The following is a 14,729-nucleotide window of genomic DNA, read 5'->3' as shown; positions in this document are numbered from 1 at the left end:
CCCGAGAATCCGGCTCCAAAGCGGAATCGCCCGGTCCCCCAGAGCGCCCGCGGCCTGGATGATGCGCTGCCAGTCCCGTTTCATCGTGCTGACGCACCGCCCTGACCAAATCCGACCATCACTCGTCCTCCGGTGGCTCGGTAATCAGCCCCACCTGGCTTGCCCCGGCACTCTGGAGGGACGACATCAGGCGGATCACAGTGCCATAGCGCACATGCTGATCACCGCGCACAAAGACGTCCGCATCCGGGCGCTCAGCAAGAATGGCGGCCACCTCGTCCACAACCGTACTCAGGGACTTGGGCTTTCCCCGGTCATCCCCGACTTCCAGAAAATAACCGCCGTTGGAATCCACCGAAATGATCACCGGCTCTTTTTCAGTATCCACCGGCAGTGGTTCCGCCTCAGTGCTCGGCAGATCCACGTCCACCCCCTGGGTCAGCATGGGCGCTGTGATCATGAAGATCACAAGCAGTACCAGCATGACGTCAATGTAGGGCACCACGTTCATTTCGGACATCGGCGCCTGGCGCGAACGGCGTGGACTCATATCCATGGCATCACCTCCCGGCGGTCAACCGCTGGCTCCGTGGCTGTGCACTCTCCGATGGAGGATGCTGGCGAATTCCTCGGCAAAGGTCTCATAGTTCTTGATCAGAGAATCCGTCTGGGCGGTGAAGCGGTTATAGGCCACCACCGCCGGAATGGCTGCGAACAGCCCCATTGCCGTGGCGATCAGCGCCTCAGCAATACCCGGCGCCACCGTCTGTAGCGTGGGCTGCTGTACCTGCGCCAACCCGATGAAACTGTTCATGATCCCCCAGACCGTGCCGAACAGACCCACGTAGGGACTGGTGGAGCCAACTGTGGCCAGGAACGGCAGATTGGACTCCAGGCGCTCCAGCTCCCGGGCCAGGGCCACCTTCATCGCCCTCTGGGTGCCATCCATCACCGCTTCGGCATCGTGGCTCTGCTGGCGCAGCCGGGTGAACTCCTTGAAACCCGCCCGGAAGACATTCTCCACGCCACCATGGGGCGCCGGGCTTCCGGTCACCTCCTTGTAGAGCTGCCCCAGGTCCATGCCGGACCAGAAGCGCTCCTCGAAAGCCGCCTGCTCCTGCCGGGACTGGCGATAGATCCGGATACGCTGAAAGATCAGCCCCCAGCATCCGATGGATGCCAGCAGCAACAGCAGCATGACCAGCTGCACAATGATCCCGGCATTGGCGATCAGCGACCAGACCGAAAGATCTCCCTCCACGGAATGCTCCTATTCGTTGTTGGGTTGCAGTGTCCTGTTCACCAGGGCCTGGATGTCTTCGGGCATGCGCCTCGGCCGCCCGGCGGGCAGTTGAACGCAGGCCACCTTGACCTCGCCGTCGACCAGCAGTGCGTCATCCGCCTTCCGGTGTGCCTGCTGGCGGAATGTCATGGCCGTTCGAGTACCGGCAATGAGATCCGCTGAGACCATCAGCTCATCATCCAGGAAGGCCGGCTGGTGGTACTGGACGTTCAGGCTGTGCACCACAAAGGCCACCCCTTCGCTCTCCAGTCGCCCACGCAGGGCCACACCTTCCGAGCGCACCCACTCAGTGCGCGCTCGCTCAAAATACTTCAGATAATTGGCGTAGAAGACGATGCCCCCGGCATCCGTGTCCTCCACATAGATCCGCACCGGCCACTGGAAACCGCTCATCGGGCTGCCTCTCCTTCCGGGGCATCAAACCCAAAATGGAGATAGGCGTGCTGGGTCGCCATGCGCCCCCGCGGTGTGCGCATCATGAACCCCTGCTGGATCAGGAAAGGTTCAAGCACGTCCTCGATGGTGCCCCGCTCCTCGCTGATGGCCGCCGAGAGGCTCTCCACCCCCACGGGCCCGCCGCCGAACTTCTCGATCAGCGCCAGCAACAGGCGCCTGTCCATGTGGTCGAAGCCCTGATAGTCCACCTTGAGCATGTTCAGCGCCTGATCCGCAATGGCTTCCGTCACCCGGCCGTCCGCACGTACTTCCGCAAAGTCCCGCACACGGCGCAGGAGGCGGTTGGCGATGCGCGGTGTCCCCCGCGAGCGGCGCGCGATCTCGCGGGCGCCGCCGTTTTCGATATCGATGGACTGCAGCGCCGATGACCGTTCGATGATGTGCGTCAGGTCCTCGGTGCTGTAGAACTCCAGGCGCTGGACAATACCGAACCGGTCCCGCAGCGGTGAGGTCAGCAGACCGGCCCTGGTGGTGGCCCCGACCAGCGTGAAGGGCGGCAGATCCAGCTTGATGGAACGAGCCGCCGGACCCTCACCGATCACGATGTCCAGCTGGTAGTCTTCCATGGCTGGATACAGCACTTCCTCAACGGCAGCGCTGAGCCGGTGGATCTCGTCGATGAACAGCACATCGCCTTCTTCCAGGTTGGTCAGCAGTGCTGCCAGATCCCCGGCCTTTTCGAGCACGGGCCCGGAGGACGCCTTGATGGTGCTGCCCATCTCATTGGCAATGATATTGGCCAGTGTGGTCTTGCCCAGGCCGGGCGGCCCGAAGATGAGGACATGATCCAGTGCTTCGCGCCGACCACGGGCAGCACCGACAAAAATCTCCATCTGCTCGCTGACCGTGGGCTGACCCACGTATTCGCGCAGCGTGTTGGGACGGATCGCCCGGTCCTGGTTGTCCTCGCCCGGCCCTGACTGGCCGGAGATCAGTCGATCGGATTCAATCATAACGCCTTTCAGCCCATCCAGGCCGCCCTGTTCAGCGCCTGCATTTTACAAACTTTGATCAGACGGTCACGTTACGTGAATGTCAGCTGTGGAGCCAGAATTAAAGGGGGTTAACGGTTCATCATATTCTTCAGCGCCAGACGGATCAGCTCCTGGCTGGTCATGCCCTCTTCGGCCACCGCCTGCAGCGCCCTGCCCGCCTCCTGCGGGCGATATCCCAGCGCGATCAGGGCCGCCTCCGCCTCTTCCATGGGGCTGGCGGACACCGGCTCGATACCGGGCAGCTCGCTGACCGCCTCCTCGCGCGTGGTGCCCGTCGGACTCTTCTCCAGCTGGCGTATACGGTCGCGCACCTCGATCAGCAGCCGTTCCGCGGTCTTCTTGCCCACGCCGGGAACCTTGACCAGGGCGGCCACGTCGTTGTCCTCCACCACCCGGATGAAGGCGTCCGCCTCCAGCCCGGAGAGGATGGCCAGGGCCAGCTTGGGCCCGACGCCACTGGTACGGATCAACAGACGGAATAGCTCGCGTTCACCCTTATTGGCGAAGCCGTAGAGCTGCTGGGCGTCCTCGCGCACGGCCAGGTGCGTGTAGAGCACAGCCTCCTGGCCCGTATCCGGAAGGCGGAAAAAAGTGGTGTACGGGATGTCCACTTCGTAACCCACGCCCCCGGCTTCGATCAGGGCGTCACCGGGCTGTTTCTCAATCAGGATGCCGCGGATGCGACCGATCATGGCGAGTCTCCTTCAGCGTGCGCGCCCGTTGCGGCTTTCGGTCGCCCCGGTGCGGGCCAGCCCCTGGCGCAGGTGCGCGTGACACAGGGCGATGGCCAGCGCGTCGGCGGCGTCCTCGCGGGGCTGGCGGGTGAGTTTGAAGATGGCCTGAACCATGTGCTGGATCTGATGCTTGTCGGCACTGCCCTTGCCCACCGCCGCCTGCTTGACCTGGCGGGCAGAGTATTCAGCCACGGGCAGACCCGCGTTGGCGCCACACACAATGGCAACGCCACGCGCCTGTCCAAGTTTTAAGGCGGAGTCGACATTACGGGATAGAAAGACCTTTTCGATGGCCATTTCTTCCGGCCGGTAGGTCTCAATGATCTCGGCGAGCCCGGCGTGGATCGTCTGCAGGCGCTCCGGCATGGCCTTCTCGCCCATGGTGATGCAGCCGCTGTCCAGGTATTCCAGGTGGCGGCCGTTGCTGCGGATCACGCCGTAGCCGGTGATCCGCGAGCCGGGATCCACGCCCAGGATGATGGTCATGCGTACCCGAAGCGCTCCAGCGCCGCCTCGGGGAAGTCGGCATTGGTGTAGACGTTCTGGACGTCATCCAGATCCTCAAGCCAGTCGATCAGCTTGAGGTTGGTATCAGCGCCATCCTCTTCCAGTGCCACCGTGGTCATGGGCACCATGCTCACCTCGGCATGGTCCGGCTCCAGGCCTGCCGACTTCAGGGAGTCCTTAACGTCCATGTACTGTTCCGGCGTAGTGATGACGTCCTTGGATCCGTCGTCGTTCACCCGCACGTCCTCGGCGCCGGCTTCCAGTGCCGCTTCCATGATGGTGTCTTCATCATGCTCCGGGCTGAAGCTGAGCGTGCCCTGACGGTTGAAGAGAAAGCCAACGGAACCGTCCGTGCCCAGATTACCGCCGAACTTGCTGAACGCATGGCGCACGTCTGAGACGGTACGGTTCTTGTTGTCCGTCATGGCTTCCACGTAGATGGCAACGCCACCCGGACCATAGCCTTCGTAGACCAGTTCCTCGTAGTTCTCACCGTCCGCATTGCCCGCCCCACGCTCGATGGCGCGGTCAATGCTGTCCTTCTTCATGTTGTTGCTCAGCGCCTTGTCCACGGCACTGCGCAGCCGGGGGTTATCCTCCGGCTCGGGGCCACCCTCCTTGGCGGCAACATAGAGCTCCTTGATGAGCTTGGTGAAGATCTTGCCCTTCTTCGCATCCTGCGCGGCTTTGCGGTGTCGGATGTTGTGCCACTTGCTGTGTCCGGCCATGCCCTGCCTCGCTCAGTTGTTACCTTCCTGATCACCCTTGGCGCTGCGGCGCAGGCGGATATGCAGCTCACGCAGCTGCTTCTCGTCCACCTCGCCAGGCGCATCCGTCATCAGGCAGGTCGCATTCTGGGTTTTCGGGAACGGGATCACGTCACGGATGGACCCGGCACCGGTCATCAGCATCACCAGCCGGTCCAGCCCGAATGCCAGGCCACCGTGGGGCGGCGCGCCGAAGCGCAGGGCGTCCAGGAGGAAGCCGAACTTCTCGCGTGCTTCTTCCTTGCCGATGCCCAGGCTGTTGAAGACCACGTTCTGGGTGGCTTCGTCGTGGATACGGATGGAGCCGCCACCCAGCTCGGTGCCGTTGAGCACCATGTCATAGGCCCGCGACAATGCACCCGCCGGGTTGCTCTGCAGCTCCTCCGCGGAGACCGGTGCGGTGAACGGGTGGTGCAGCGCGTGCAGCTTGCCGTCGTCGTCTTCCTCGAACATGGGGAAGTCGACCACCCAGCACGGGGCCCACTCGCCTTCCACCATGCCCAGATCATGGCCCAGGCGAACACGCAGCGCGCCCAGGGCTTCGTCCACCACGCTGGCCTTGTCGGCACCGAAGAAGACCAGGTCGCCGTCGGCTGCCTCGACCCGGTCCATGATGGCCATGGTTGCTTCCTCGCCCAGGAACTTGACGATGGGCGACTGCAGGCCTTCGATACCGGCGGAGCGGTCGTTGACCTTGATGTAGGCCAGACCCTTGGCGCCGTAGATGCCGACGAACTCGGTGTAGTCGTCGATCTGCTTGCGGGTCAGCTCACTGCCGCCCGGCACGCGCAGGGCCGCAACCCGACCTTTCGGGTCCTTGGCCGGGCCCGAGAAGACCTTGAAGTCCACGTTCTGGACCAGGTCCTCCACATCCACCAGCTCCAGCGGAATCCGCAGGTCCGGCTTGTCGCTGCCGAAGCGGCGGATGGCTTCGGCATACTGCAGGCGCGGGAACTCGGGCAGGTTCACGCCCAGCAGGTCACTGAAGAGGTTGCGCACCATGCGTTCCATGGCGTTCATGATGTCCTCTTCGGTGACAAAGGAGGCCTCGACGTCCACCTGGGTGAACTCGGGCTGGCGGTCCGCCCGCAGGTCCTCGTCGCGGAAGCACTTGGCGATCTGGTAATAGCGGTCGATGCCGGAGACCATCAGAAGCTGCTTGAACAGCTGGGGCGACTGCGGCAGGGCAAAGAAGCTGCCAGCGTGCGTACGGCTCGGCACCAGGTAGTCACGGGCGCCTTCCGGCGTGGCGCGGGTCAGAACGGGTGTCTCCACGTCCATGAAGCCCTCGCCGTCCAAGAAGTTGCGCAGGTAGCTGGTCACGCGGGAACGGAAGCGCAGCCGCTGGGCCATCTCCGGGCGCCGCAGATCCACGTAGCGGTGACGCAGACGCACATCCTCGCCCGCTTCCGTGTACTCATCAAGCGGGAACGGCGGTGTGGCGGACTCATTGAGAATCGTCAGCTCCTTGCCCAGCACCTCGATCTGGCCCGTGGCCATATGATCGTTCTCGGTGCCTTCCGGACGCCGACGCACACGGCCCGTGATCTGGATGACGTACTCGTTGCGAACCCGGTCGGCCTGGGCGAAGCTGTCCGGGGTATCCGGGTCAAACACCACCTGCGCGATGCCGTCCCGGTCCCGGAGGTCGAGGAAGATCACGCCGCCGTGATCCCGGCGCCGGTGAACCCAACCGCAGAGGGTCACTGTCTCGTCAATGTGGGATTCGTTGATTCCGCCGCAATAGTGACTGCGCATACCCATTGGTTCCTGTTTGCCTGGGGCTTCCGCCGATGTGGTTAAAGGGCCGGTATTATAACGGCATCAGGCCGCGAAGTCAGACCATGACAGCGTGATCCGGTGCACGCGCACAGCCAGCGCCCCTGTATCCGTGACGCGGGCCCCCGCAACGGCTACCATTACCGGCGATTCATCCCGTTTGAAGGAGAGGCTTAAGGGTGTCCGTCCGCGCCGAACAGAAACTCAAGACCCGCCGTGCCCTGATGGACGCGTCGCTGCGCCAGCTCAGTGCCGACCGGGGTTTCGGCAGCCTGAGTCTGCGCGAGATCGCCCGCGAAGCCGGCATTGCGCCCACGTCGTTCTACCGCCACTTCACGGATCTGGATGAACTGGGGCTGGCACTGGTGGATGAGGCCGGGGTAGCCCTGCGCCAGCTCATGCGCCAGGCCCGCAAGCGCATCGAGCGCGAGGGCGGGGCCATCAATACGTCCGTGGAAACCTTCATGGAGTACCTCACGGACAACGCCAACCTTTTCCGCCTTCTGCTGCGCGAGCGCACCGGGGTATCACGTATCTTCCGCACGGCGGTCCAGGCCGAGATCGATCATTTCGTCACGGAGCTGGCGGAAGATCTGGAGAAGCTGGCCACAGGCAAGCAGCGCCCCCTGTCCGACCCTCATCTGGTTGCCGAATCCATGGTGGTACTGGTCTTCCACCTGGGCGCGGAAGCGCTGGACGCGCCGGCGAAGCAGCGCGCCAACCTCAAGGAGAAGCTCAAGATCCAGCTCAGGATGGTGCTGGTTGGCGCCCAGACCATGGCTGAAACTTAAAAACGCCTGGTGCGGCGAAGTTCAAGGCGCACGGAGCGCAGCGAAGGAGGCATACCTGCCTGGTAGGCGAGTTCGCGAGCACCGCGCAACGCAGAAATTCGCCGCACCAGGCGTTTTTTTCAGCGTGTACCGAACTGGTTGAGCCCTCGCCCGATGGCGTAGTAACTCAGCCCGTGACGCCCCAGCATTTTCTCGTCGTACAGGTTGCGCCCGTCAAAGACCACTGGCGAGCGGATGGCGGCCGCGATCTGGGCGAAGTCCGGTGACCGGAACTCCTTCCACTCGGTACAGATCACCAGGCAGTCCGCGCCCTTGAGCGCCTGCTCCTTGGTCCCGCACAGCTGCAGACCGGGCTGGTCCGGATAGATGCGCTGGGTCTCCTCCATGGCTTCCGGATCAAATGCCTGCACACTGGCTCCGGCCGCCCAGAGCTTCTCCATCAGCACCCGGCTGGGCGCCTCGCGCATGTCGTCAGTCTTGGGCTTGAACGACAGTCCCCAGAGCGCCACGGTTTTCCCTGCCAGATCGCCACCGTAGTAATGGCTGACCTTGTCGAAGAGTACATGCTTCTGGGCACTGTTCACCGCCTCAACGGCATCCAGGAGGCGTGCTTCGTAGTCGTATTCCCGGGCGGTCCAGGCCAGCGCCTTCACATCCTTGGGGAAGCAGGAACCGCCGTAACCACAGCCCGGGTAGATGAAGTGGTAACCGATGCGCGGGTCCGAGCCCATGCCACGGCGAACATGCTCAATATCCGCCCCCAGGCGCTCGGCCAGGTTGGCCACCTCGTTCATGAAGCTGATCTTGGTCGCCAGCATGGCATTGGCGGCGTACTTGGTGAGTTCCGCCGAGCGTACGTCCATGAAGATGACACGTTCATGGTTGCGGTTGAACGGATAATAGAGCTCACGCAGCAGCTCCTGCGGGCGGTCACTGTCGGTGCCCACGATGATGCGGTCCGGCTTCATGAAATCATCAACCGCCGCGCCCTCTTTCAGGAACTCGGGGTTGGAGATCACGTCAAAGTCGATGTCGGCGCTCCGTTCCAGGAGCTTGCCACGCACGGCTTCCCGCACCTTGTCCGCGGTCCCCACCGGCACCGTGGATTTGTCGATCACAACCTTATAGTCGTTCATGTGCTCGCCGATGCTGCCCGCCACCGCCAGCACGTACTTCAGATCCGCCGAGCCATCCTCGTCCGAGGGCGTGCCCACAGCGATAAACTGCAGTTCCCCGTAATCGACAGCCTCAACAACATCCGTGGTGAACTGCAGGCGGCCCGCGGCGGTATTGTGCGCGACAATCGGCTCCAGGCCGGGCTCGTAAATGGGGATGATGCCCTCGCGCAGGCGATCAATCTTGGCCTGGTCCACGTCCATGCACATGACGTGATGCCCCACCTCGGCCAGGCAGGCGCCGGTGACAAGGCCCACATAGCCGGTTCCGAAAATGGTGATGCGCATGCTGCTGTTCCTTACTGATCCGTTGGGTTGTTCTGGCGCGCCTGCCAGTGGCGTTCCCAGTCAAGCGCGGTCTGCACGATGGTGTCCAGGTCGTCGTAGGCCGGCGCCCAGTCAAGGCGCCGGCGGATCCTCTGGTTATCCGCCATCAGCGCCTCCGGATCACCGGCACGGCGCTCCGCCTCCGTCACAGGGAAGTCGGCGCCGGAGAGACGTTTTACCACATCAATGACCTCACGCACGGTGAACCCCCGCCCATAACCGCAGTTGAGGATCTCGGAGCCGTTCCCCTGCTGCATATGCTCCAGGGCCCGCACGTGGGCACTGGCCAGGTCCTCGACATGGATGTAGTCCCGGACGCAGGTACCGTCCCGCGTGCCGTAATCCGTTCCGAAGATCTGCATGCCATCCCGCGCGCCTGTTGCGCATTCACAGGCCACCTTGATCAGGTGCGTGGCTTCCGGCGTAGCCTGGCCGAGGCGGGTCTGGGGATCCGCCCCGGCGACGTTGAAGTAGCGCAGGATCACATAGTCCAGATCACTGGCGCTCGCCAGATCCATGATCATGCGCTCGCTCATCATCTTGGAGGCGCCATAGGGGTTGATCGGCGCCAATGGCAGGTCCTCGGTCAGAACCTGCTGATCCGGCATGCCGTAGACGGCCGCGGTGGACGAGAAGACGATGCGGTTCACGCCATGGCGGCTCATCGCCCCCAGCAGGTTCAGCGTGTTACGGGTATTGTTGCGGTAGTACTTGAGCGGGTCCGAGACCGACTCGGGCACAATGATGTGGGCCGCAAAATGCAGCACGGCGGCGAACTCATTGGCCGCAAACAGCGCCTCCAGGGCCTCCGGGTCCGCCAGGTCACCCACCACGAGTTTCCCGTGTGTAACGGCCCATTCATGGCCGGTTGAGAGGTTGTCGAACACCACCACGTCGTAACCCGCTTCACCCAGCTGGCGTACCACATGGCTTCCGATGTAGCCGGCACCGCCGGTCACCAACACCCTGTCTGTCACTCATCCTCTCCTTCTGAATCATCCCGGCGTTTTTTCTTCTCAGCCCGGCGGCGGGCAAAGAAGGCCGTAAGCTGGTCGCGACACTCCGGTTCCCGGATGCCCTCGCGGACCCCAACCTGCCAGTTCAGATGCTCCGCTTCCAGCATTCGGGCCCGGGAACGGATGGCACCGGCCTTGGGTTCACGGGCGCCGAAAACCAGGGTTCCAATACGGGCGTGCACCAGCGCACCCGCACACATGGTACAGGGTTCAAGGGTCACATAGAGGGTGGCATCGGTCAGCCGGTAATTACCAATCCGCTGCGCGGCATCCCTGAGCGCCCGAACCTCCGCGTGCGCAGTCGGATCATGACCGGAAATGGGCTGGTTGAACCCCTCGCCCACAACCTCCCCGTCGAGAACGATCACTGCCCCCACGGGCACCTCATCCCGCGCTTCCGCCTGTTCCGCGAGCGCCAGCGCGCGGGCCATCCAGGCTTCATCAGCCCCTTCGGTGGTCATGGATGGACCCGGTTATTCCCACTCAATGGTCGCCGGTGGCTTGGAGGATACATCGTAGGTGACCCGGGAGATGCCCGGAATCTCGTTGATGATCCGGCTCGAGACCGTCTCGAGCAGCTCATAGGGCAGATGCGCCCAGCGGGCGGTCATGAAATCCAGCGTCTCCACAGCGCGCAGGGCGATCACGTATTCATAACGGCGGGCGTCGCCCACCACGCCAACGGACTTGACCGGCAGGAAAACAGCAAAGGCCTGACTGGTGTGGTGGTACCAGTCATAGCGGTGCAGTTCCTCAAGGAAGATCGCGTCCGCCTCGCGCAGCATATCCGCGTAATTCTTCCTCACCTCGCCCAGAATCCGGACGCCCAGCCCCGGCCCCGGGAACGGATGCCGGTAGACCATGTCATAGGGCAGCCCCAGCTCCAGCCCGATCTTCCGCACCTCGTCCTTGAACAGCTCGCGCAGGGGTTCCACCAGCTTGAGCTTCATGGTCTCGGGCAACCCGCCCACATTGTGGTGGGACTTGATGACGGTGGCCTTGCCGCTGCGGGACTGGGCGGATTCCACCACATCCGGGTAGATGGTGCCCTGGGCCAGCCAGTCCACATCGGTGATGGTCGCCGCCTCCTCGTCAAAGACCTCGATGAAGGTATTGCCGATGAGGCGCCGCTTCTCTTCCGGATCCTGAACACCCTCGAGACGGGACAGGAAGCGATCCTCGGCATTGTGGTGGATGACGTTGACGCCCATGTTGCGGGCGAACATATCCATCACCTGCTTGCCCTCGTTGAGCCGCAGCAGGCCATTGTCGACGAACACGCAGGTCAGCTGGTCACCGATGGCCCGGTGCAGCAGCGCCGCCGTCACGGAGGAATCCACGCCGCCCGAAAGGCCGAGCAGGACCTTATCGCTGCCAACCTTATCGCGGATCTGCTGGATGGCGTCCTCAACAATCTCGGCCGGCGTCCAGAGCGCCTCGCAGCCGCAGATGTCCAGCACGAATTGGGAGAGAATGCGCTGCCCCTGGAGCGTGTGGGTCACTTCCGGATGGAACTGCACGCCGTAGAGCCGGTGCGACGGGTTCTGCATCGCGGCCACAGGCGCACTGTCGGTCGCTGCCAGGACCTCGAAGCCCTCTGGTGTCTCGACAACCTGGTCACCATGACTCATCCAGACATCCAGGAGGCGTTCACCAGCATCCGTTACGTGATCGGAGATGCCATGCAGAAGATCGCTCTCCGCTGTCACGCGGACCTGGGCATACCCGAACTCCCGCTTGTCAGAGCCGGCAACACGCCCACCCAGCTCCTCGGCCATCGTCTGCATGCCATAGCAGATGCCCAGGACCGGCACGCCCAGCTCAAACAGCCCGGCGGGTGCCCGGGGGCTGCCCATCTCGGTGACGGACTCAGGTCCTCCGGCCAGGATGATCCCGCTCGGCGCGTACTCACGCACCTCCTCCGGGGTGGCATCAAAGGGCCGGATCTCACAGTAGACGCCGATCTCTCTGACCCGGCGGGCAATCAGCTGAGTGTACTGGGAACCAAAATCAAGGATCAGTATGCGGTGATCATGGATGTTCCGGGTCATGCGGGCCTCTGGTTGTGGCGGACTCAGCTGATGCGGTAGTTGGGTGCTTCCTTGGTGATGGTCACGTCATGGACGTGGCTTTCCCGGACGCCAGCATTGGTAATGCGCGAGAACTGGGGCTTGGTGCGCATCTCCTGGATATCCCCACAGCCGGTGTACCCCATCGCCGCTTTCAGCCCACCCATGAGCTGGTGAACGATCGACTTCATCGGGCCCTTGCAGTCGACACGGCCTTCGATGCCTTCCGGCACCAGCTTGTCGATGCCTTCGGCTGCGTCCTGGAAATAGCGGTCACTGGAGCCCTGCCCCATGGCGCCCAACGATCCCATGCCGCGGTACGCTTTGTAGGTGCGCCCCTGATAAAGCTCCACTTCGCCCGGTGCCTCATCGGTACCCGCCAAAAGACTGCCCGCCATGACGGTATGAGCCCCTGCCGCAATGGCCTTGGCGATGTCCCCTGAGAAACGGATGCCACCGTCGGCGACTACGGGGACATCCCGGTCACGCAGCGCTTCGGCCACATTGGAGACGGCACTGATCTGGGGCACCCCGATGCCCGCGACGATGCGGGTGGTGCAGATGGACCCCGGGCCGATACCGACCTTAACGCCATCCACCCCGGCATCCGCCAGCGCAATGGCCGCCTCTGCGGTAGCGATGTTGCCGCCGATTACCTGCAGATCCGGGTAGCGCTCCTTGACCCAGCGGACGCGATTGATCACGCCCTGGGAATGACCGTGTGCGGTGTCCACGACAACCACATCCACGCCTGCCTCGACCAGCGCATCCAGCCGCGCCTCAGTGTCACCGCCGGTGCTGACGGCCGCTCCCACGCGTAGATGCCCCTGGGCGTCCTTGCAGGCGTCCGGGTAATCCTCGGATTTCTGGATATCCTTGACGGTGATCAGACCGCGCAGTTCAAAGTCATCGTTGACCACCAGAACCTTCTCAATGCGGTGGCGGTGCAGCAGATCCTTGATGTTCTGGACGTCCTCGCCCTCGCGCACGGTCACCAGCTTCTCGCGCGGGGTCATGATCTCCGAGACCGGTGTATCCATGCCGCTTTCAAACCGGATATCGCGGCCTGTAACAATGCCCACCAGGTCGCGGCCATCCACGACCGGAAGTCCGGAGATCCGGTTGGCCGAGGTGATCTGAACCAGCTCGCGCACCGTGGTGCTCGGTGACACGGTCACCGGGTCCTTGACGACACCGCTTTCGTATTTCTTCACCTTGCGGACAGCGGCGGCCTGCTGCTCAATGGTCATGTTCTTGTGGATCATGCCGATGCCACCGACCTGCGCCATGGCAATGGCCAGATCCGCTTCGGTCACCGTATCCATGGCCGCCGAGACCAGCGGCACATTGAGCCGGATCCCCCGGGTCAGGGGCGTTCGCAGATCCACCTCATTCGGCATGACATCGGAATAGCCGGGGACGAGGAGTACATCGTCGAAGGTAAGCGCTTCTTCCGCGATTCGCAGCATTGGGTCCGCCTTATCAACTTGCCTTCCGGGATTCTCTCTGGTTCACTCCGGTGCTGCGCACACCTCGGCAGACACACTTCGGAAAACCCCTTCAGGGCGCCTGTGGCGCCGGTTTCAGTAAACGAATATTATACGTTGCGACGACTGAATGCGTAAAGACGAAAGCCCCGCCGCGGGCGCCTCCGGCGCCCTTACCGTCAGCCAGCTCACACGCCAGGTTAAGGGCCTTCTGGAGACCAGTTTCATGGAGGTTCAGGTGGAGGGCGAAATCTCCGGCCTGAGCCGCCCGGCATCCGGACACTGGTACTTCACGCTCAAGGATGAGCGCTCACAGATCCGCTGCGCCATGTTCCGCAACCGCAACCGGCTCCTGAAACAGGCCCCGGCGGACGGCGAACAGGTTCTGATCCGGGCGAAAGTCAGCCTCTACGAAGCCCGGGGTGATTTCCAGCTGATTGTGGAGGCCATCGAGCCGGCCGGCAGAGGCGCCCTGCAACGGGCCTTCGAGGAGCTCAAGGCCCGCCTGGAGCGCGAAGGCCTGTTTGCCATGGAGCACAAGCAACCGGTGCCGGTTCCGCCACAACACCTGGGCCTTGTCACGTCCGGGACCGGGGCCGCCATCAGGGACATCCTCACGGTACTGAACCGCCGCTTCCCGGGGCTTGCGATCACCCTCTACCCGACACCGGTACAGGGCGCCGATGCCACCGCCGGCATTGTCGCCGCCATCGAGCGCGCCCATCGACACGGCCGTTGTGATGCCCTGATCGTGGGCAGGGGCGGCGGCTCACTCGAGGACCTCTGGTGTTTCAACGAGGAGGCGGTGGCTCGGGCCATCTTCCGCAGCCGCATCCCCATCATCAGCGCGGTTGGCCACGAAGTGGATATCACCATCGCTGACCTGGTGGCAGACCAGCGCGCCCCCACCCCATCCGCAGCTGCCGAAGCCATCTCACCCAACCGGCAGGAATTCCTGGACCGGCTGAGCGGACTCGAGGAGCGATTGATCCTCGGCGCCCGCCAACTTGTCCAACAGCGCAGAGACCGGCTCGGCGAGCTGCACCAGCGGCTGCGCCACCCCCGCCAGCAGCTCCAGGAGCAGGCCCAGCGGCTGGATGAACTCGAGGCCCGACTGCACCAGCAGACCCGCCGCCATCTCAGCCAGCTCCAGCAGCAGCTGCACCAGTACTGGCGGCGCCTGGCGGCCGTGCGCCCGGAACACCGTCTGCGCCTGGCCCGCGAACGCGTCTCCGAAAACCGCGAACGCCTTGAACGGGCCGTGCGTGGCCGCCTGGAACGCGACCACGACCGTATACGCAGCCTGAGCGCGCAGCTTGATCT

The 14,729-nt window shown here is 63.5% G+C and carries 15 protein-coding genes; 2 read left to right on the top strand and 13 right to left on the bottom strand.

All coding sequences use genetic code 11. The features are described from left to right. Positions 1 to 118: 118 nt before the first annotated feature. The 8 genes from tolR to aspS all read right to left on the bottom strand — a co-directional run bounded on the left by tolR (position 119) and on the right by aspS (position 6,520). Positions 119 to 556 (bottom strand): protein TolR, encoded by a 438-nt coding sequence (tolR, locus tag QZ501_RS07835; protein WP_225741634.1) that lies wholly within the window; start codon positions 554 to 556, stop codon positions 119 to 121. An 18-nt stretch (positions 557 to 574) separates the two neighbouring features. After that, complete coding sequence (gene tolQ, locus QZ501_RS07830) at positions 575 to 1,261, bottom strand: protein TolQ (RefSeq protein WP_151439076.1); 687 nt, start codon at positions 1,259 to 1,261, stop codon at positions 575 to 577. Positions 1,262 to 1,270: 9 nt separating this feature from the next. Then, positions 1,271 to 1,696, bottom strand: a complete 426-nt coding sequence (gene ybgC, locus QZ501_RS07825) for a tol-pal system-associated acyl-CoA thioesterase (protein ID WP_151439075.1) — start codon at positions 1,694 to 1,696, stop codon at positions 1,271 to 1,273. Continuing rightward, positions 1,693 to 2,712 (bottom strand): Holliday junction branch migration DNA helicase RuvB, encoded by a 1,020-nt coding sequence (gene ruvB, locus QZ501_RS07820; RefSeq protein ID WP_295718575.1) that lies wholly within the window; start codon positions 2,710 to 2,712, stop codon positions 1,693 to 1,695. The genes ybgC and ruvB overlap by 4 nt, the downstream gene beginning before the upstream one ends. Positions 2,713 to 2,822: 110 nt before the next feature. After that, on the bottom strand, positions 2,823 to 3,446 hold the full coding sequence (gene ruvA / locus QZ501_RS07815) for a Holliday junction branch migration protein RuvA (RefSeq protein ID WP_095617423.1): 624 nt from the start codon (positions 3,444 to 3,446) through the stop codon (positions 2,823 to 2,825). A gap of 12 nt (positions 3,447 to 3,458) precedes the next feature. After that, positions 3,459 to 3,974 (bottom strand): crossover junction endodeoxyribonuclease RuvC, encoded by a 516-nt coding sequence (gene ruvC, locus QZ501_RS07810; RefSeq protein WP_151439073.1) that lies wholly within the window; start codon positions 3,972 to 3,974, stop codon positions 3,459 to 3,461. After that, positions 3,971 to 4,723: a YebC/PmpR family DNA-binding transcriptional regulator gene (locus QZ501_RS07805; protein WP_160898081.1), complete on the bottom strand. Its 753-nt coding sequence runs from the start codon at positions 4,721 to 4,723 to the stop codon at positions 3,971 to 3,973. Before QZ501_RS07805 ends, ruvC begins: the two co-directional genes overlap by 4 nt. A gap of 12 nt (positions 4,724 to 4,735) precedes the next feature. Further along, positions 4,736 to 6,520, bottom strand: coding sequence for an aspartate--tRNA ligase (gene aspS, locus QZ501_RS07800; protein WP_295718571.1), 1,785 nt, complete (start codon positions 6,518 to 6,520; stop codon positions 4,736 to 4,738). A 200-nt stretch (positions 6,521 to 6,720) separates the two neighbouring features. Between aspS and fabR the strand changes: the two genes are divergently transcribed. Continuing rightward, on the top strand, positions 6,721 to 7,332 hold the full coding sequence (gene fabR, locus QZ501_RS07795; protein WP_095617427.1) for an HTH-type transcriptional repressor FabR: 612 nt from the start codon (positions 6,721 to 6,723) through the stop codon (positions 7,330 to 7,332). A 119-nt stretch (positions 7,333 to 7,451) separates the two neighbouring features. On the opposite strand, the gene QZ501_RS07790 is transcribed toward fabR, so the two are convergent. From QZ501_RS07790 to guaB, 5 genes are read right to left on the bottom strand one after another with little or no spacing between them, the layout of a single operon-like run. Further along, entirely contained in the window at positions 7,452 to 8,795 is a 1,344-nt protein-coding gene (locus QZ501_RS07790; RefSeq protein ID WP_295718569.1) for a UDP-glucose/GDP-mannose dehydrogenase family protein, read from the bottom strand. An 11-nt stretch (positions 8,796 to 8,806) separates the two neighbouring features. Further along, positions 8,807 to 9,811, bottom strand: coding sequence for a UDP-glucose 4-epimerase GalE (gene galE / locus QZ501_RS07785; protein WP_151439069.1), 1,005 nt, complete (start codon positions 9,809 to 9,811; stop codon positions 8,807 to 8,809). Further along, positions 9,808 to 10,311, bottom strand: coding sequence for a tRNA adenosine(34) deaminase TadA (gene tadA, locus QZ501_RS07780; protein ID WP_151439068.1), 504 nt, complete (start codon positions 10,309 to 10,311; stop codon positions 9,808 to 9,810). Before tadA ends, galE begins: the two co-directional genes overlap by 4 nt. 12 nt (positions 10,312 to 10,323) lie before the next feature. Further along, positions 10,324 to 11,901 (bottom strand): glutamine-hydrolyzing GMP synthase, encoded by a 1,578-nt coding sequence (gene guaA, locus QZ501_RS07775; RefSeq protein ID WP_151439067.1) that lies wholly within the window; start codon positions 11,899 to 11,901, stop codon positions 10,324 to 10,326. Between the two features lie 23 nt (positions 11,902 to 11,924). After that, positions 11,925 to 13,388, bottom strand: a complete 1,464-nt coding sequence (gene guaB / locus QZ501_RS07770; RefSeq protein ID WP_151439066.1) for an IMP dehydrogenase — start codon at positions 13,386 to 13,388, stop codon at positions 11,925 to 11,927. Between the two features lie 148 nt (positions 13,389 to 13,536). Between guaB and xseA the strand changes: the two genes are divergently transcribed. After that, positions 13,537 to 14,729 (top strand): exodeoxyribonuclease VII large subunit (gene xseA, locus QZ501_RS07765; protein ID WP_295718565.1); only part of this gene is annotated, 1,193 nt, incomplete at its 3' end.

Source organism: uncultured Halovibrio sp., from assembly GCF_913056445.1.
In the GTDB taxonomy this organism is placed as follows: domain Bacteria; phylum Pseudomonadota; class Gammaproteobacteria; order Pseudomonadales; family Oleiphilaceae; genus Halospina; species Halospina utahensis_B.
This window is presented reverse-complemented; position numbering and strand designations above follow the sequence as displayed.

Excerpts from the sequence above, each read along its gene's own strand:
- tadA (WP_151439068.1), bottom strand. The coding sequence starts at position 10,311 with ATGACCACCGAAGGGGCTGATGAAGCCTGGATGGCCCGCGCGCTGGCG.
- ruvA (WP_095617423.1), bottom strand. The coding sequence starts at position 3,446 with ATGATCGGTCGCATCCGCGGCATCCTGATTGAGAAACAGCCCGGTGAC.
- tolR (WP_225741634.1), bottom strand. The coding sequence starts at position 556 with ATGGATATGAGTCCACGCCGTTCGCGCCAGGCGCCGATGTCCGAAATG.
- guaA (WP_151439067.1), bottom strand. The coding sequence starts at position 11,901 with ATGACCCGGAACATCCATGATCACCGCATACTGATCCTTGATTTTGGT.
- aspS (WP_295718571.1), bottom strand. The coding sequence starts at position 6,520 with ATGCGCAGTCACTATTGCGGCGGAATCAACGAATCCCACATTGACGAG.
- ruvC (WP_151439073.1), bottom strand. The coding sequence starts at position 3,974 with ATGACCATCATCCTGGGCGTGGATCCCGGCTCGCGGATCACCGGCTAC.
- guaB (WP_151439066.1), bottom strand. The coding sequence starts at position 13,388 with ATGCTGCGAATCGCGGAAGAAGCGCTTACCTTCGACGATGTACTCCTC.
- QZ501_RS07805 (WP_160898081.1), bottom strand. The coding sequence starts at position 4,723 with ATGGCCGGACACAGCAAGTGGCACAACATCCGACACCGCAAAGCCGCG.
- ybgC (WP_151439075.1), bottom strand. The coding sequence starts at position 1,696 with ATGAGCGGTTTCCAGTGGCCGGTGCGGATCTATGTGGAGGACACGGAT.
- QZ501_RS07790 (WP_295718569.1), bottom strand. The coding sequence starts at position 8,795 with ATGCGCATCACCATTTTCGGAACCGGCTATGTGGGCCTTGTCACCGGC.
- ruvB (WP_295718575.1), bottom strand. The coding sequence starts at position 2,712 with ATGATTGAATCCGATCGACTGATCTCCGGCCAGTCAGGGCCGGGCGAG.